The 18148-nt window shown below is 47.5% G+C and carries 13 protein-coding genes and 1 pseudogene; 7 read left to right on the forward strand and 7 right to left on the reverse strand.

The window, feature by feature from the left end; genetic code table 11:
• Positions 1-41 precede the first annotated feature (41 nt).
• The 3 genes from ACN08Z_RS00685 (at position 42) to ACN08Z_RS00695 (ending at position 3239) form a co-directional block, all read left to right on the forward strand.
• Positions 42-755: a LuxR C-terminal-related transcriptional regulator gene (locus ACN08Z_RS00685; protein ID WP_419101045.1), complete on the forward strand. Its 714-nt coding sequence runs from the start codon at positions 42-44 to the stop codon at positions 753-755.
• A gap of 80 nt (positions 756-835) precedes the next feature.
• Positions 836-2173: an ATP-binding protein gene (locus tag ACN08Z_RS00690; RefSeq protein WP_419102721.1), complete on the forward strand. Its 1338-nt coding sequence runs from the start codon at positions 836-838 to the stop codon at positions 2171-2173.
• A complete protein-coding gene (locus tag ACN08Z_RS00695) occupies positions 2166-3239 on the forward strand; it encodes a hypothetical protein (RefSeq protein WP_419102722.1) in 1074 nt (357 codons plus the stop codon). The genes ACN08Z_RS00690 and ACN08Z_RS00695 overlap by 8 nt, the downstream gene beginning before the upstream one ends.
• A gap of 554 nt (positions 3240-3793) precedes the next feature.
• On the opposite strand, the gene ACN08Z_RS00700 is transcribed toward ACN08Z_RS00695, so the two are convergent.
• The 6 genes from ACN08Z_RS00700 to ACN08Z_RS00725 form a co-directional block, all read right to left on the reverse strand.
• Positions 3794-5278: a dihydrolipoamide acetyltransferase family protein gene (locus ACN08Z_RS00700; RefSeq protein WP_419102723.1), complete on the reverse strand. Its 1485-nt coding sequence runs from the start codon at positions 5276-5278 to the stop codon at positions 3794-3796.
• Positions 5279-5310: 32 nt separating this feature from the next.
• Entirely contained in the window at positions 5311-6291 is a 981-nt protein-coding gene (locus ACN08Z_RS00705) for an alpha-ketoacid dehydrogenase subunit beta (RefSeq protein WP_419102724.1), read from the reverse strand.
• Positions 6292-6295: 4 nt separating this feature from the next.
• Complete coding sequence (locus ACN08Z_RS00710) at positions 6296-7417, reverse strand: thiamine pyrophosphate-dependent enzyme (RefSeq protein ID WP_419102725.1); 1122 nt, start codon at positions 7415-7417, stop codon at positions 6296-6298.
• Positions 7418-7602: 185 nt separating this feature from the next.
• Positions 7603-8763, reverse strand: coding sequence for a histidinol-phosphate transaminase (locus tag ACN08Z_RS00715; RefSeq protein ID WP_419102726.1), 1161 nt, complete (start codon positions 8761-8763; stop codon positions 7603-7605).
• Between the two features lie 87 nt (positions 8764-8850).
• Positions 8851-10611: a hypothetical protein gene (locus ACN08Z_RS00720; RefSeq protein ID WP_419102727.1), complete on the reverse strand. Its 1761-nt coding sequence runs from the start codon at positions 10609-10611 to the stop codon at positions 8851-8853.
• 57 nt (positions 10612-10668) lie between these two features.
• Complete coding sequence (locus tag ACN08Z_RS00725; protein ID WP_419102728.1) at positions 10669-11193, reverse strand: hypothetical protein; 525 nt, start codon at positions 11191-11193, stop codon at positions 10669-10671.
• 250 nt (positions 11194-11443) lie between these two features.
• Between ACN08Z_RS00725 and purB the strand changes: the two are divergent.
• A pseudogene (gene purB, locus ACN08Z_RS00730) lies at positions 11444-12826 on the forward strand (adenylosuccinate lyase); the annotation flags it as partial.
• A gap of 8 nt (positions 12827-12834) precedes the next feature.
• Here the strand turns inward: purB and ACN08Z_RS00735 are convergent.
• Positions 12835-14880, reverse strand: coding sequence for a glycoside hydrolase family 15 protein (locus ACN08Z_RS00735; RefSeq protein ID WP_419102729.1), 2046 nt, complete (start codon positions 14878-14880; stop codon positions 12835-12837).
• A 174-nt stretch (positions 14881-15054) separates the two neighbouring features.
• On the opposite strand from ACN08Z_RS00735, the gene ACN08Z_RS00740 reads away from it, so the two are divergent.
• The 3 genes from ACN08Z_RS00740 to ACN08Z_RS00750 all read left to right on the forward strand — a co-directional run bounded on the left by ACN08Z_RS00740 (position 15055) and on the right by ACN08Z_RS00750 (position 18005).
• A complete protein-coding gene (locus tag ACN08Z_RS00740) occupies positions 15055-15387 on the forward strand; it encodes a metal-sensitive transcriptional regulator (protein WP_419102730.1) in 333 nt (110 codons plus the stop codon).
• Positions 15388-15436: 49 nt separating this feature from the next.
• Complete coding sequence (locus tag ACN08Z_RS00745) at positions 15437-15652, forward strand: heavy-metal-associated domain-containing protein (RefSeq protein ID WP_419102731.1); 216 nt, start codon at positions 15437-15439, stop codon at positions 15650-15652.
• 91 nt (positions 15653-15743) lie between these two features.
• A complete protein-coding gene (locus ACN08Z_RS00750) occupies positions 15744-18005 on the forward strand; it encodes a heavy metal translocating P-type ATPase (protein ID WP_419102732.1) in 2262 nt (753 codons plus the stop codon).
• Positions 18006-18148: the final 143 nt, after the last annotated feature.

Below are 18148 nucleotides of genomic sequence, written 5' to 3' on the forward strand. Positions count from 1 at the left end.
GCGTGAGTTGGCAGGGAACCATAGTATCTAACGGGGAAAAAATGACTCTTACACGAGTAGCAATTGTCGACGACCATGAAGTCGTACGCGAAGGCATGCGTGCGGTGGCAGAAAAAGCGGAAGCAGTTGAGCTTGTAGCAGCTTCCCCTACTGTCAATGACTTATTAGTGGCGTTAGGGCGCAACCCCCGCAACCCCAGCACTGCAGACCTTGGAAAAATCAAACGAGACTGCGATGTCGTACTCTTAGACTTGTCCCTCCAGGACCGTTCACGTCCTAGCGAAAATGTGGAATTATTGCGTCAAGCCGGAGTCAAAGTCCTCATTTTCTCTATCGGAGAGAACCCCGCGCTCATTCGTGAAGCGCTTAAATCTGGGGCGCTTGGACTCGTTCGCAAATCTGAGCCTCTAGAACATGCACTAGCTGAAGCAAAAAATATTGCAGATGGTAAAGCTGTTGTTACGAAAGAACTCGCTGCTGCTATCGACGGAGACCACGAGTTCTCACGCGCGAACCTTTCTCCTCGAGAGCAAGAAACTCTGCGCCTCTATGCATCAGGATTCGCTCAGGTACAAGTAGCTCGACGCATGGGCATCAAACAGTCTGCAGTCAAAACTAATATCGACCGCATTCGTGAGAAATATGCGCGAGTAGGTCGCCCTGCACCCACAAAGATTGACCTCAGAATCCGCGCTATTGAAGACGGGCTCGTCGATACGATGGAAGATATTAGTAGCGCAGAACGTTACTTCTAACCGGGTGAACAGCACAACGTATAACTGTTATACTGTTCTCTGCACTAATAGACGTCGTAGCCCCCACTATAGGAAATAGGTTGAATCAACTCAGAACTGGAGCTACAAAAGACCTTTCACGTTCCCTGCAACAAGGTTTTTCACTCCGGGCCTTATTCTCTGGGGAAGCGTCACAGCGGCAAAAATCCGGAGCTAACTACGACATCGCAACTACATATACTTTTGAAGTATTTTTTGCGGCGTTAACAGTAGCTTTACTGGTGCAAGGTCTTGCAATACCTAGCCACCATATTATTGACTTCGCATTTTGGCATATTATCTTTGCCTTCGTCATACTGTTGCACGCTGCACTTCTGATGTATTTAGGAGTACGCAAAGATGAGTCACCGAATATAGCGCTTGTACCAGCGTTATTGATTGCTTATGCTGCATACCTGACATGGCCATTAGCGGTCACCTCCGAAACAAATACTGCGCTCATGCCATGGTGCCGCTTTCTTGGTCTTTATGGACTGATTACACCCATCTGCCTAGGGAATATCCGAACTGTTATCTATAACGTCGTAGGTCTCTCAATAGCACTATTTGGAGGGCTCATCTTTGCCTCCTATCGAGCAACAGGCGAATTTCAGTTGGATGAAGCCCTCGGGCGAACCGTCACTTTCACTATTATGGCACTTATCCTTGGCGTATTTTTCTCATATATCAAAGAGTTTGCACGCCGAGTAGACTATGTATATTCTGATGCAGTCTCTTTGAGACTTCTGCTCAACCAATCAAAAGATCAGTCAAAAGGTCTCCAAGAATTCGATAAGCTCGTCCACGATAATGTGATGGCGGCTCTACTCGACGCGAGTCGAATGGCTGGCCCAGTAGCAGATAGAACGCGTACCCTCGCCCGTCGAGCAATTAGAGTTCTGGAAGAAGAATCCTATAAAACTGACCCAGAAAACTCTATTACGTTCCAAGAGCTCACAGAACAAATTGCAACTGGCGTGTATCCGTGGAATGCTCGTTTACGTTTCGTCCCCGAAAAACGGCAGACCTTCCCTCGAGCGAATCCTAACAGTACTATCACAAACCAAGCAGCACGCGCTTTTACCCATGCAGTTACCGAAGCCGTCTCTAATAGTGCACGACATTCTGGAACTCGAACAACATTTATTAGTATTCGCACAGAGCTACGCCGACCTAAAAATTCTAAAACCCGTGGCGCCAAGGAAAGGGCCTATATTTACTGCACAGTCAGCGATAAAGGACAAGGTTTTAACCTCAAAAATCTTGATATACGCCGCCTCGGGGTGCGAGTATCAATGATTCGTTCGATGGAAGAAGTGGGAGGAAGCACCACTATTGAGTCAGCACACCATAGGGGTACGACCGTCACGATTCAATGGCCAAGTGATGTAGATGAATAATATCTACAACCTTTTCAGCAAAAAATACTATGGTACTACCAATTTTAAAAAGTACTATAGTACGTCACTCTTCCGTATCATCTCACTAGCAATTTTTGTACTCCTCTTTCTGGGATACCTTACATGGCATCTATCATTAGAGGCTATTCCCCTCGGCAATGACATACCTCTTATCGCCTGCATCGTATTGAACATGATTTTGTTACTCTTCCCTACACAGAAGAGCATCAAACTCCCACTGGTTCTTATGCCCATCATCACATTCGTTTCGATGCTTATCGTACAATTAGCGCTTAACGACTTGCCGCATAACCTACGGCCTTTCTGGTTACTCTGGCCAGTTTCTGTCACTCTGATTACGTGCGTTATTCTAGTGCTTCGAGATTGCACCCGTACTGCTATAACGCTCTATATTGTCTCGGCTTTATTGGTCGTCAAATGGCATCAAAATATTTTTACCTCAACGCTCACCATTCTGGCAGAGTTCTTTATTCCCATATTTTTATTGTGGGCAGCGTTCATCTTCCGCCAACACATTTCTACTTTTGACGTTGCCGTCCGTAAGACGATACGGATGATTAAGCGTTTGCAATCTAATAACGCTCAAGAACAAAATATCAGTAATATTGCGGCTCAACGAGTCCAAGAAGTACGTACGTTAACCGAAGAGATGTTGCATCGTATCGCCTATAACGATGCACCCATCACTGCTGAAGAAATTGATGACTTTCGTTTTACCGAGGCACAGCTGAGAGATACCATTCGCGGTCGGTATATTGCCAACCGTCCCATCCTTAATGCTGCTCTAAAAGCTCGGCGTCGAGGAGCCAAAGTCGACATTCTCGATGAACGAGGCTGTTCACTTCCAGAAGCTGTTGAAACCTCTTTAACAGAATGTGCAATTGATTTATTGAACAATGCAACGGGCGGAACTATTACTATCCGCGCTTTCCCTGCCAGCGACAAGGTTGCTGTCATGATTGTTCATGATGGCAATCACGAAGATGACGAAAGCCCCTCAGCTATTGAGATTATGCAAGGAACCGGCGAAGTGATTCGGTTCTAATAATTTTTTCTTCGAATTATTCTTCTCAAAAGATTTCATTTGAGTGGTTTTTGAGACCTGTATGGTGAAATAACATACGATATCTTTTCTCAACGTAGAGTGAACAACGTCAAGAGCATATTTTGTAGGCTTATCTGCACTGTAAAGTAAACAAGTTTAGGGACATACATTTCTCAGACTTTTTGCAATAATTATTTTTATGTTGAGAGAAGTGGCAACCTCGTCGGGAGGTACCAGTATCTAAAATTCTCTGGGAATGTTGGGGGACGGACCCAGAAAATATTCAACATACAAGGTGTAACACCAGGTTCTTATCAACGAAGATTGAAGAATCTTTCAAAAAGTTGAGACAGTTCTTGGGGGAGAACATCTCAACAACTCATATAAGAACACTTGTCATTCTGGGTAGTTCGCACTCATCATGAGTACCGCAGAGAATCCAGAATATAAGGCTGGTAATACACCGCCTTGACGTAAGGCCCGCAGGTTCTCGTACCTGCGGGCCTTACGTTGAGAAGAAACTCTCCCTAAATGTTAAAAATATCGACCTCTGACTATTCCAAGAGCAAAGCTGGCTCTTCCAAGATGGCAGCAACATCCGCCATAAAACGAGCAGATAAATCACCATCAACCACACGATGATCAAAAGACCCGCCAAGAGTCGTCACCCAACGAGGAATCACCTCACCATCAACCACCCACGGCTTTTGCTTAATCGTGCCAAAAGCAATAATGGCAACTTCTCCCGGATTAATAATCGGAGTTCCTGTATCAATACCTAAAGCACCAATATTTGTGATGGTCATCGTCCCCTGAGCCATCTCACTCGGCTGAGTCTTACCCTCACGTGCACGAACCGTTAACTCATGGAGTGCTACGGCAAGCTCTTTCAATGAAAGCTCCTGAGCATCCTTAATATTAGGAACCATCAAACCACGAGGAGTCGCTGCAGCAATCCCTAGATTCATAAAATGCTTAATAAGAATCTCTTGATCAGTCCACGTCGCATTCACCTGAGGGTTTCGAGCCGCTGCCCAAATGACAGCCTTCGCTAAAATTAGCAGGGGCGTCACTTTAACCCCTGCAAACTGCTCTGAGGTTTTAAGACGTTTGACGAACTCCATGGTGCGAGTAGCATCTACATCCACAAAAATAGAAACATGAGGTGACGTAAAGGCAGACTTCACCATAGCCTTCGCAGTAGCTTTACGAACGCCACGTACTTTAATGCGTTCAATACGGTCGCCACCAGAGCCCTGCGGTATCCAAAAAGACTCAGGGAAAACTTGCTCCGTTGTCGAATCTTTTTCACGCAGATGAGCCACATAATTTAATAAATCACTCTTAGTCACCTGACCATGATTTCCAGTAGGAACAACATCCGCAAGGTTAACCCCCATATCCTGTGCAGCTTTACGCACCGGAGGTTTTGCCAACATTTGCGGACGAGGAATAGAACCCACCGGCTGATGAGCAACCGGTTCCTTCTCTGACACAGGAAGACGTTTAAGCCCTTCTTCCCACAAAGCACTCGCTTTTTCTGTCAAGGCGCTCAACGACGCCCTCGAAAAACGTCGTTCGTGAGAATCTTCCTGAACCGAATCATCAGATACTTGAAGCTGAGTAGATAACGCAGACTGATGTTTCACCCCATCTGCTACACGGCGTTTACGAGCACGACGCTTGATATGGTCAGCTTTAGGCCCCGAACCAACCAAAGTACCCTGGACTGAACTGCCCTGAGCGTTATTGTCTTCAGCAGCTTCGTGAGAGTTCTGCCCCGTAGACTCAGAATCCTTTTCGGAAGACGAGATAGTAGCCAACGCAGCACCAACCTCAAGAGTTTGCCCCTCCTGAGCGTGCAACTCCTGAACCACACCCGCATAAGGGGATGAAAGTTCCACCACCGATTTAGCGGTTTCTACTTCGACCAACACATCATTAATCGCAACAGTATCTCCACAGGAAACTTTCCATAGAAGAATCTCTGCTTCGGTAAGGCCCTCTCCCACATCGGGAAGTCTAAATACCTGAGACATAGTTCGTGTCCTTTCGTCTGAGGGAGATGGTTCTAATACGAGAATGAACGGTCAATAGCGTCAAGAATACGGTCAATACCGGGCAAAAATTCTTCTTCAGCTCTCGGCACTGGATACGGCATATGAAAACCACCCACACGTAGCACAGGTGCTTCCAACGAATAAAAGCATTGTTCCGTCACAGCAGCACTCAATTCTGAAGATACTGACACAAAGGTGCTAGCTTCTTGGACAATAACAGCACGCCCCGTCTTGTTCACAGAATCTGCCACAGTACCAATATCCAGTGGAGAAATAGAATGTAGGTCAATAACTTCAATATCATGCCCATCTTCTACGGCTGCTTCAGCTGCGGCTAAAGCAACTGGAACAAGAGCACCATAAGTAACGAGCGTCAGGTCTGTGCCTTCGCGAACTACCGCTGCTTGAAACGGGTCATAATCATCTGCAGAAAATTCAACATCACCTTTGAGCCAATAACGGCGTTTAGGTTCCATAAAGATTACGGGATCAGGATGTTGAATACTTTTTCGCAGCATCCAGTAGGCATCGTGTGAAGAGGATGGGACCACAACACGTAACCCTGGTGTATGAGCAAAATAGGCTTCTGGAGATTCTGAATGATGTTCGATAGCACCCACTGCACCACCATAGGGTAAACGAATAGTCACAGGGGCACTCAACTGACCAGTAGAGCGAGTACGGATCTTAGCAAGCTGAGTTGTTATCTGGTTAAACGCAGGAAAAACAAAACCATCAAATTGAATCTCTGGCACAGGGCGTAACCCGTTCATGGCCATACCAATAGAAGTACCGATAATTCCAGATTCTCCCAAGGGTGTATCTAATACCCGTTGTGGCCCAAATTCTTGATAAAGACCATCGGTGACACGGAACACTCCCCCAAGTTTTCCAACATCTTCACCTAAGACGATTACGTCTTCACAGGCTGACATCTCATCGGATAAGGCACGAGTAATCGCTTTAGATAACGCTAAATTTTCGTAAGTCATATTGTTAGTCCTCGTCCTCAAAGCCTTCTAAGTATTCGCGGTAGAACGCTCTATCTGCTTCTGTTTGTGTATGCGGTTGTGCATAGACGTTATCGAAGTTTTTCTCAAAGTCTTCTGGTTCAGAGTTGAGCGTATATTCTCGTACTTGTTGAGCTATCTGCGCAGCCTCATGGCGTACCTGTTCGAAGAAAGAGTCGCTCACCGCATAATGGTCTCGTAGATATTTTTCTAGACGTAGGAGCGGGTCTAAGGCTGAATATTCTTGGAGTTCTTGTTCTTCACGGTATTTTGTGGGGTCGTCAGCTGTTGTATGCGCACCTAAACGGTAGGTCTCTGCCTCAATCAAGACGGGGCCTTCTCCTGACCGAATTTTTTCGAGAGCGTAACGAGTTGCTGCCACAACAGCTAATACGTCGTTACCGTCTACGCGTAGCCCCTCAAAACCATACCCTTGAGCTCGTGTCGCTATTGGTACACGCGATTGCGTTTCAAAAGGAACCGATATAGCCCAACGGTTATTTTGGACAAAAAACAATACGGGAGCGTCATAGGAGGCTGCAAAAACCATTGATTCATGAACGTCACCTTCAGTAGAGGAGCCATCACCAAAATATACGGCAACTGCTGGTTGAGAAGAATACTCTCCTGATGAGCACGCTCGTTTCATACTCATTGCATAACCGACCGCCTGAGGAACTTGCGCTGCGAGCACAACAGTGTAGGGGTGAAAACGGTGTTTTTTAATATCCCAACCGCAGGTTCCAGAACCACGGAAAAAGGGCATTAACTGTTCAAGAGGTACACCTCGAGAAAAGGCTAATGCATGTTCTCTATAGGAGGGGACCACATAATCTTCAGGACTTAGAGCAAACCCCGATGCGACTTGGGCGGCTTCTTGTCCTCGACTAGGAACCCAGAGGGATAGCTGACCTTGGCGTTGTAACGCGGTCGCTTCATCGTCAAAACGACGAACAATCACCATTTGACGGTAGAACTCTTGGAACTGTTCTACTCCAATGTCTTTGACATACTCGCTGAACACTTCATGTGGGCTTAGCTGAGCTGAGTCATCCATCAATTGGATTAACGGTGGAATATTGCTCGTACTATGGTGACGTTCTACCATCGTTCCGCCTTCGTACAGATTAGTGGGTGTTACCTCCTTATACCCTATTCCTCTTTGGTGAGAATACTCTGAATACTTGATGTTCTGCGTGTCCTTATTAAAGCGGTCTCACCAGTACAAATAAGCATTTTCTTGGGTGTTCAGAGCGCTCCCACCCAACACTTTTTACCCCTCCTTAAAGAAGCTTAAAAGTGCGTCCCTTCTGGGCGCTGAGGTGCATATTCGACAGATTGGCAGAGCGCAATGAAGCGATCGTTTGCTTCGTCCTCTCCGATAGAGACACGAACCCCTTCTTGAGCGAAAGCACGCACCGAAAGAGCATGTGATTCAGCTCTTTGCGTAAAATCTGCAGTATTTTCACCAAGATTAAGCCACACAAAATTAGCTCGAGTCGTAGGAATCCACCATCCTAGTTCTTGTAATGCCCGCACAACACGTTCACGTTCAGCAACAAGATGACGGACTCTTTGCATCACCACATCACGGTGTTCGATAGAGGCAATTGCAGCTTGTTCAGCAATACTTGTTACCGCAAAAGGTGTTGCTGCAACTCTCAAATACTGTGTTAGCTGAGGATGAGAAATGGAGTATCCGACGCGTAAACCGGCAAGTCCTTGAGCTTTTGAGAATGTCCGCAAAATAATAACGTTTGGATAATCAGGATAAACCGATAGCCCGTTGACCGGAGGTTCTTCTCCCGCCATAACCGGCGAGGCCTCACAGAACTCAAAGTAGGCTTCGTCGATGACCACAACGATATGTGAAGGTACCCGATCTAAGAAGGAACGGAGCTGATGTTCTGTAACAGATGGCCCAGTAGGGTTGTTCGGTGTGCAGACGAGGATGACGCGAGTTTTATCGGTAATAGCTTCGACCATCGCCTCTAAATCATGTGCCCCCTCAGCAGTCAGAGGAACTTTAACGCTCTTCGCACCAGCTAACCCAACACAAATAGGGTATGCCTCAAAAGAACGCCACGCATAGATGACTTCATCTGCACTACCGTCAGCAGATGTTCCAGCAAACGTTGCAAGAATCTGGTTTAGCGCACCGAGACTGCCAGCGCCAGTCACGATGTCTTCGGCAGATATACCGTGTTCTTCTGCGAGCGCATGACGTAATGAGGTACAGAGAGGATCAGGGTATCGGTGAACTTGAGTGAAGTTCTCAAGGATATGCGCCACTTCTGGTACGGGGCCGAGTGGGTTCTCGTTAGAAGAAAGTTTATATTGTTCAAGTCCCGGTACCGGTTGTGGAGCTTTACCAGCAGAGTATTGAGGCAGTTGGGAGAATACTGCTCGCGGGGTGGGCAGTTGTGGTTGGTGATCGCAAGAAGGATTATTCATAGTTTCGAGTGTAGTTCTTTCTGTTTTTCTTTTACACCTTGAGCTTGGTTCCTTTACGAGGGTATGAGGTAGAGAGAGTAGGTTTTCTTATCTTTTTGCAGGCTGGTAGTCATACCAGTGTTCGTTGAAGGGGTTTTCTTCTGGTGTGAGATAGTCGTTGCTGATGTCTTCTATTTTTTGGGAGGTGTTTGCAACTTTTCCGGCTTCTCCAGGGAGATTCTGTGCGATAGATGAGGCAAAATGTGATCCCACATGGATTCCTGTTCGTAGGTCGTGGGCAAGTACTGCTGATTTGCTAAGGTTTCGTGGAAGGGTGGAGCCGGCAACGACAGATAGCTTGGTTTTATGCTGGTTTCGTGAAAAGTTTTTCATCATGGGCAGGGGTTGGTGTGCTAGTGGGTAGTTTTCTGTGCTGATACGGTATTGGCGGTATCCGTGTTCGGTGGGGGCATGGCGGCTTATCATTCCAGCAAAATATGAGGTGCTTCCTTGCCATACGGGGTGGTTCCCCCATAGTTGTGTTGCTTCTCGAATTTTTTGGGCACGTTCTTTGGTCTCTTGAGTACCGGTAGGAGTTTCTCTGTAATGGGTTTCTAATGTTGAGATATTTGGGGTACGTGTGGTGTTCAGGGAGGTGCCTTGGAGGGACGTAACGCCGTCGTTTTGGTCGGTAAGAACGTGTATGGGAATATCTGTAGCTAAGGGGAGGGAGCCAATGGGGGCACCTTGCAAGTAGACTCCTTGCACATTATGTTTTTTGCGGAATTGTTGATGTGTTGATGCAACTGCGGCAATGGCTCCGCCTTGGCTGAACCCGGCTAAGTAGATGGGTGTATCTGCTGGTAGGTTTGCTTGTTCTAGGGCGGTGTCTAGTAGTTGTAGTCCGGCAGAACTTTCTTCCATTGGTGTCTCTGGTGAGTCGGTGACGGAGCTGAGGTTACTAGCAATTCCGATAGGTGCCCCGTGTAGGGTGATGCCGTCAGTATCTGTTCCAGGGACGTAGGCGATAACACCTGAGAGCTGTTCGGACGAATCATAAATATGTTGGAGGAAAACACCGTCGTATTCGACGTTGATTCCTTGTTGGTGTTGGAGTTCGTCGATGGTGTTGACGCCAGAGGATATTGTCTCAAAATTATGTGCATAATCAGCGGGGCTTTGAGGAATAACAAGTTGCTGTTCTATGTGTTCGAAGGTTGCAGAATCAGCTGATTTGTATGTTTGTATTCCTGAGATGTTGAGTGCTCGAAGGTATCCTCCACGGTGGAGTTTATCTTCAACATATTCTGTGGCAGTTCTGCTGAGGGAGCTGATACCGTAAAGCTTCATTTTTTCTGCTCGACGACGGTTTGCGTATTCTTCACCGTTATATAGGTAGTCTCCCCAATACCCCATACCGAAGAAAATTCGTTGTCCTAAGAAACTCGTGATTGGACCAGCAACGGGCATCAGCGTTGTTGCCTGAGCAAGTGGACCGCCTGAGCTAAAGAGTGAGCCCATCCAATACATGGCTGCCGGTAGTTGGGTTTGGCAGGTGCGTAAAAGCTCCGTAGCAATGTAATCAGCTTGTTCGTAGGCGATACTTGTTTGTTCGAGACGAACGGTAAGGTCTAGCTGTTCGCTGGCGCGCTGTGTGCTGCACTGAGATAGTTCTAGGATTTCTGTGCCCAGAGAAAAACCTTGAGGATGTAGGGCAAGTAGCTTCATCACATCAGCAGATATGATGCTCAGTTCTTGCGCAACCTGTTGATTTATTTCGTGCGTGCGGCGTAGGTGTGTTGAGTATTCTTGAAGGCTTGTCGTATCTACTCGCAGAAGGGTGGTGTGCCCTTCTCTGATATTTCTCATCACTGTAGTGTGAGATTCTTTCAACCTTATAAGAGAAGACGTCATGATGGGGGCTTTCTACGAGTAGGTAGGCAGGAAATTCATCAATGGGTGGTGAAGGAGAGATTCTAAAGCTGATTGAGTGTTTCTAACGCTCTGTGTGTAGAGGATTTCAGCACCTACCGTTGCAGCGTCACTGTACCGGTGTGCTTGGATGATGGCGTGATCTACTGCGATACCGGCAGTAGTTACTAGGGCACTGAGATGTTCTGCTTGTTGTGCTAATTCTTCACCAGCTTGGATGAGGTTTTGACGTTTTTCATGAAGTTGATGTTCTAGATACTGTTGTGAGTGTTCTTCCTCTTCGATGAGCCGGTAAAAGTTTTTAGATGCGAGAGAGTCCCATTCCATCTGTGTTTTCAGGTGGAGGGTGCGTTGAATCTGTCGTTGTTTCTCTTCTTGTTCGTTGAGTCGTTGTGCAAGTTCTTGTGTTTGTTCTCGTATGTGATGGGCAAGCTGAGAGAGTCCTTCAGCGATAGGGGTACTTCTGGATGTGCCGAAGCCTTGTTGTTGTGCAAGAAATAAAAGGTGTTGTTCTTCCATAGGTGGGTGGTTTCCTCAAACAGGCTGTTCTCCGGTGTAGTTGTTCTAGAGATACGTTAGATGAATGGTTAGAGCAGAAGACGTTGAGGGGAAGAATTGTGGATAATCTTGAGGAAAGGGTGCATCGTATCGTATTTTCCACAGGTATGAGGTACAAAGTTTCTTGAGTATGACGCAATAGCGCCTGAGCTTTTAAGCTTTTCTGAGTTATCTCAACCACAACCGGCATATCACATGACAGAATAGAAGTATGTCTCAACCTGATCTTTGCATGACTCTGCCCAATGGACGACGTAGCCTCACCGGATCCGCCACCGCGCTAGGCCCACTGGACGGCCGTTATAAGGCGGTAACAGAACCTCTCGTCGATTACCTCTCAGAAGCTGCCCTTAACCGTGACCGTATCCACGTCGAAATAGAATGGTTCATCTACCTCTGCAAAAAGAGTGTGCTTCCGGGGCTTTCACCCCTCACCGAAGAGCAAGAACACGCATTACGAGCTATTGTCACCGAGTTCTCTCCTGAAGACGTTGACGAGCTAGCAGATATTGAAGCAACCACCGTCCACGATGTTAAAGCAGTGGAATATTTTATCGGTCGTAGGCTCGCAGATATTGGTCTTGAACACCTCAAACCACTCATTCATTTTGGGTGCACCTCAGAAGATATTAATAACCTTTCCTACGCTCTAGGTATTAAAGATGCGGTACATCATGTATGGGTTCCACAAGCCGAAGAGCTCATTGAACAACTTCGCACCATGGCAGAAGAATCAGCTCATATTCCCATGTTGAGCCGAACCCATGGGCAACCAGCCACCCCCAGTACGGTCGGTAAAGAACTAGCAGTTTTTGCCTACCGCCTTAACCGTCACCTTGACAGTGTCAAAAAGGTGCAATTCCTTGGCAAAATCAACGGTGCAACAGGTACGTTCTCGGCACATATCGTTGCAGCCCCTGACGTCCCATGGCTAAAAATCTCTGAAGAATTTGTCAGCTCATTAGGGCTAAGTTGGAATCCGCTCACGACCCAGATTGAGAACCATGACTGGCAAGCAGAGCTATATCACGCTATGTCACGTTTCAATCAGGTATTGCACAACCTCTGCACAGATATTTGGAACTACATCTCTATCGGCTTCTTCCGTCAGATTCCTGTTGCTGGAGCAACAGGATCTTCGACCATGCCGCATAAGGTCAATCCCATTCGCTTTGAAAATGCTGAAGCGAACCTTGAAATTGCGAATGCTCTTCTTGGCACGCTCAGCGCCACGTTGATTCAATCACGCTGGCAACGAGACCTCACTGACTCATCCTCACAACGTAATATCGGTATTGCCTTTGGCCATTCTGTTCTGGCAATGTCCAACGTCGTTAAAGGGCTCAAACGTCTTGACGTTGCCGATGATGTGATGGCTCAAGACCTCGACCAGAACTGGGAGGTGCTTGCTGAGGCCATCCAAATGGTCATGCGTGCCGAAGCTATTGCAGGTGTTGAAGGAATGGAAAACCCGTATGAACGGCTCAAAGAGCTCACCCGCGGACAACGTGTTGATGCTCAACGCCTCCAAGAATTTGTTGCCTCATTAGGGTTAAGTGCGCAGGCCCAGAAACGCCTATCCCAGCTCACCCCCGCACTTGGTTATAAACCTAGAGCTTCTACGGTACGAATCAAAGATATATGTGCTAAAGAATGCGGGAAGTTACCTGTCATTCGCTCAGCGGTGAAATCGTATTCTGAGCTCATCAGGTTAAGGTCGTTCGCAACCCCCAGTACTGTATCGAGAATTCTTCGCCCGTCTTGTTCTCGACCAGAACGTATGTATTGTTCTGCCAACCAGAGCGAAGCTGCACAGTGTAGGTTATCTTGGTCTTCAAAACCGTCAAACCCGTTGCGGTTAATGTAGCGATAAATCATTCCGCTAGTATGCTGTAATTCTTGTTCAATTCTGCGGACAGTGCCGAGCATGCGTTCGTCAGACCAGTCTAAGAAGCCTACCTGTGGAAGTTGCAATAAGGAGGCGTCTACGGTGGTTCCGTCGTAGGTTTGCACGAAGGAATTCAATTCTGGGTTGTAGCCGCGTTCGAGAATTTCTTCTGCAAGGCTGTCTCGACAATGTGCCCATAATGCTCCGTCTCCAGCAAGACCATAGTCTTCAACCGCTGATACTCCGGCGTTAAAGGCTGCCCATAGCATGACTTGAGAATGAGTGTAGATGCGAGGTTCTGCTCGCATTTCCCACAGTGATCGGTCTGCTTGTCCGATTCGTTCAACGGCTGAGTTGAGGAGTTCTTTTTGTAGCGGCCATGATAGGTGGTCCTCCCCTACCCCGTTATGACGCAAGTTTGCGAAGGTGACGAGCATTTGCCCTAGAGCGTCTGCTTGGAAGTATTCTCCTGAGCCGTTACCTGAGCGAACCGGTTGTGAACCTTCGTAACCTGGTAATGCGAGACGACGGTCTAGGTCGTCTTTTTCTCCGGCGACACCGTAGACGGCGTGAAGTTTTTGAGGGTTATTTGCTACGGCACGAAGTATCCAGTTTCTTAGCTGGGCAGTTTCTCGTTCGTGTCCGTGTGTAAGGGTCACGTCCATTGCCATGGCGACGTCTCGTAGCCATGAGAATCTAAAGTCCCAGTTTCTACTACCACCTAGGGTTTCAGGTAACGATGTGGTGAGGGCACCGACGAGTCCGCCAGTTTCTCGGGAGATGAGGGCGCGTAGTGTGAGTAGTGCGCGTAGCCGTGCTTCTCGGTAGAGTGCATCGTGCTCATTTTGGGTGTCTTCTGCGGTGTTTGGCAGGATGGTATGCGTTGCTGTTTGCGCGAGTTCGTGATAGGTCTGTGAATCAATTTCTGGTAGTTGCGTATTGGTCACAGGGTCATTTTCAGTGTTGAGAGCTTCACCGATAGAGCGTGTTGCCCAAACAGCGGTTTCGTTGGTGTTCGTTGAATCTGAGACAGCTTCTGTTGCGGTGATGACAGGGCGTGATGATGTTTCTGGTGCTGGTTCGTTGCGCCCTGTAGTGAAAAGTTCTGACCATTCGCTCCATTGTTCGTTGGCGTAGGTCAAGGCGGTGTCATAGTCGATGGGTGCGGGCGGGTTGTGGTTTGAAGCGAAATAGCTCAGGGAGAAAGAATAGTGTTGTCCGGCAGATACAACGAATGTGTCGGTATGGGCACCATGTTGGGTGTCGGGAATGGTATCTCCACGGAAGACGAGTGCGTGAGGTCCAGCCATTCCGATGACCATGGGGTCGGTGTCTCCGTCGGTGTAGCGGGTGACCCATGGTGTTGTTTTTCCGTTGTCGAATCGCATGGTGAGCTCGTGGAGCATGACGACCTCTCCGGTGAGTCCTTCGACGTTTCGTACGATGGAGGTTCCGCCGGTTAGTGGCATAAAATCTGTGACGCGTACGCTGGCGTCTCCGATGTGCCAGATGGTTTGGAGAGTGAAGGTGTTTTCTCGGTAGGAGCGTTCTGTACGAACTTCTTCTACGGGGGCGGGGTTTACTGATTCTAGGGGCGCAAGCAGCCATCGTCCGTGTTCTCTGTCCCCTAGTAGGGCGGCGAACACGGCACCGGAGTCGAATCTTGGGGCGCAAAACCAGTCAATGGATCCTGCGCGGGAGACAAGCGCTCCAGTGTTCATATCAGATAATAATGCGTAGTCCTCGATAAAAGAAGCCATGGGGTTAACACTAACCTAAGCTTAGTTTTCTGGGGAGGGTAGAAGCGTCTTTCGTGGTTTTTTGCAGAAATAAATACATTCTTGACACCTCTTGTTTTATACCCCTAGGGGGTATATCTTGGAGGTGGGTGTTTTCCTCATCGAACACCAAACACTACGGAGGGAACGTGCAACATGTGCCAAGAAGAAATCCACTCAAAGACCTCACCGCCTCACGGATACACCTCTGAAAAAGAAGCGTATCTCAAAAGGTTACGTCGCATTGAGGGGCAAATCCGTGGTATCTCACGCATGGTAGAAGAAGACCAATATTGCATTGATATTTTGACGCAAATATCAGCAGCTAATAAGGCACTACATGCTGTTTCTATCGGCTTGCTCGAAGAACATATCGGACATTGTGTTGTTCACGCGGCAGAAGAATCTCAGCGCACAGGAGACCACCGCATCGTCGAGCATAAAGTTTCTGAAGCTAGTGCCGCAATTTCACGGCTTTTACGCTCCTAAATAAGCTTTCCTTGTACACCATAAAACCTAAGAATATGGAGAAAATATCATGACAGAAACTATTGTCAAAGCAACAGGACTGACCTGCAACCACTGCGCAATGAGCGTAGAAGAAGAGCTCAAAGAGCTTTCTGAAGTGCAAGAGGTCAACGTGGATGTTGTAAAAGATGGAGAATCCACCGTCACTATCTCACACGAAGAAGAGTTAAGTAGAGATAAGATTCGTGAGGCCATCGCAGAAGCCGGCTTCACCCTAGTGGATTAGTCCTCACTGACCTTGAGGGCACCTCATCGTTCTCATGGAGCTGAGGTGCCCTCTGCCTTTATACCCCTTCTTAACCTCTAGGAAAATAACTGTGAACGAGCAACAAAACCAACGCGTTATCAATCTTCATATTGGGGGCATGACCTGCGCTTCCTGCGTTGGGCGGGTAGAGCGCAAATTGCGCAAAATTGACGGAGTGGACCCTTCCGTTAATTTGCCGTTGTCTTCCGCTCGAGTACTTGTTCCAGAAGGTGTAGAAGCTGAAGAACTAATTCGCACGATTGAAAAAGCTGGGTATACGGCACAACTTAAAGAACCAACGATGAGCCAAGGAGCGTCTTCTTCTCCTGAGCATACAGAGTTAGATTCTCTCAAACAAAGAATCTGGGTTACAGCAGTATTTGCTGTTCCGGTGTTCTTTATATCGATGTTTTCTTCTGTTCAGTTTCCGCATTGGGGTTGGGCGGTTGCACTCCTTGCGAGTGTAGTGGTGTTTTGGTCAGCGATTCCTTTCCATCGTGCAGCATGGACCAATCTGCGACATGGCATGTTTACGATGGACACTCTCATTTCGCTAGGTGTTCTTTCTAGTTATTTCTTTTCTTTAGCTCAGTTATTGATCGACCCTGCAATGACAGCAGCTGTGCACGCTCATTCTGCGCATAGCCATCAACTTTATTTTGATTCTTCAACGATGGTTGCGTTTTTCCTCTTGATAGGACGTTACATCGAACAGCGTATTCAGCAGCGTTCTTCTCGCGCTCTTCATCAGCTTCTTGAACTGGGCGCTAAAGAAGCTCGTATTCTTCGTCATGGTCAAGAGGTCAAGATTCCAGCTCAAGATGTTCTGCCAGATGATGAGTTTCTTGTCTTACCTGGGGAAAAGATTGCCACCGATGGTGAGGTCGTTGAAGGACGGTCTTCTGTTGATATGTCTCTCGTGACCGGTGAATCTGCTCCGGTTGAGGTTGGAGTGGGAGATACCGTCACAGGTGCTACGGTCAATCTTTCTGGTGCTTTGACAGTCAGGGCCACCCGCGTGGGGGAAGAGACGACTTTAGCTCAGATAGGTGCTCTTGTGTCTGAGGCTCAGGCAACTAAAGCACCTATTGCGCGTCTAGCAGATAGGATTTCTGCGGTTTTTGTTCCGGTAGTTCTTGTGATTGCGGTGCTGACATTCCTTGCATGGTGGGTGTTCTCTCAGGACGTCAATAGCGCTTTCATTGCCTCAGTATCTGTTTTGGTGATTGCATGCCCTTGTGCCTTGGGTCTTGCAACTCCTACTGCGCTTCTTGCGGGAACCACGCGTGCTTATCAGCTAGGTATTCTAATTCGTTCTGCACAAGTACTAGAAGATACTCGCGATATTGGTGCAATTATTTTCGACAAGACAGGAACAGTTACTGCAGGAAAGTTTAACGTCGTTCATACATTGCCACTCAGCGGCAGTTCCTCGCGTCTTACTGTTGAGCAGGCTCTTACCTATGCTGCGTGTGTTGAAAAACGTTCAGAGCATCCTATTGCTCAGGGAATTATCCGTCATGTCAACGCTGATTATAGTTCTGTGGTTGAGCCAGTTGTAGAAGATTTTACGATGACCGCAGGTGGTGGCGTACAAGCATGTGTACGGTCTTCGGGGCAAAAGCACACTGTGATGGTTGGGCAGCGTTCTTTCCTTGAGGAGCATTCAGTGCAGTTGAGTGAGAAAGATGCCCTCTTATTACGGCAGGAGCAAGAACGGGGCTTAACGGTGGTCATGGTTGCTGTTGACGCTACCCCAGTTGCTCTCATCGCGCTTCAAGATACGCCAAAAGATGATGCAATAACGGCTATTGCCTCATTAAAGAAGCAGGGACTACATCCAGTGTTACTAACCGGTGACGCTCAGCCTGTTGCAGAATCTATCGCACGTCAAGTGGGTATTGCAGATGAGGATGTTTTTGCTGAGGTATCACCATCTCAAAAGGTAGAGACCGTTAAACGCCTTCAAGAAGGTGGGGTACGCGTTGCCATGGTGGGTGACGGTGTCAATGATGCAGCTGCTTTGGCACAGTCCCATCTTGGTATTGCGATGGGTTCTGGAACAGATATTGCCATGGAAGCATCTGATATGACGGTGATGCGTAGCGATGTACGTTCTATCGTGACAGCAATTGAGCTTTCGCGAGCAACATTGAGGCTGATTATGTCTAATCTTGTGTGGGCGTTTGGGTATAACTTTATTGCTATTCCTGTGGCTGCTTTGGGATTGTTGAACCCGATGATTGCTGGCGCTGCAATGGCTTCTAGCTCGGTGATTGTGGTTCTTAATTCTTTGAGGTTGATGCGTTTCCAAGAAAATTCTTCAAAGTAAAACAGCTAGTAAATCAGCAAAAACATAAGTCCACTGAACATTTTTGAGAAAATACCGTGACATTTTCTCTTGTCGTTTCGTCTTATTAGTGACGGCACCTCAGGCGCTTCGACCAATATCTCTTGGGGTGCCGTTATCTAAAA

Origin of the sequence: Rothia sp. P7181, assembly GCF_048513015.1 — a bacterium.
GTDB lineage: Bacteria > Actinomycetota > Actinomycetes > Actinomycetales > Micrococcaceae > Rothia.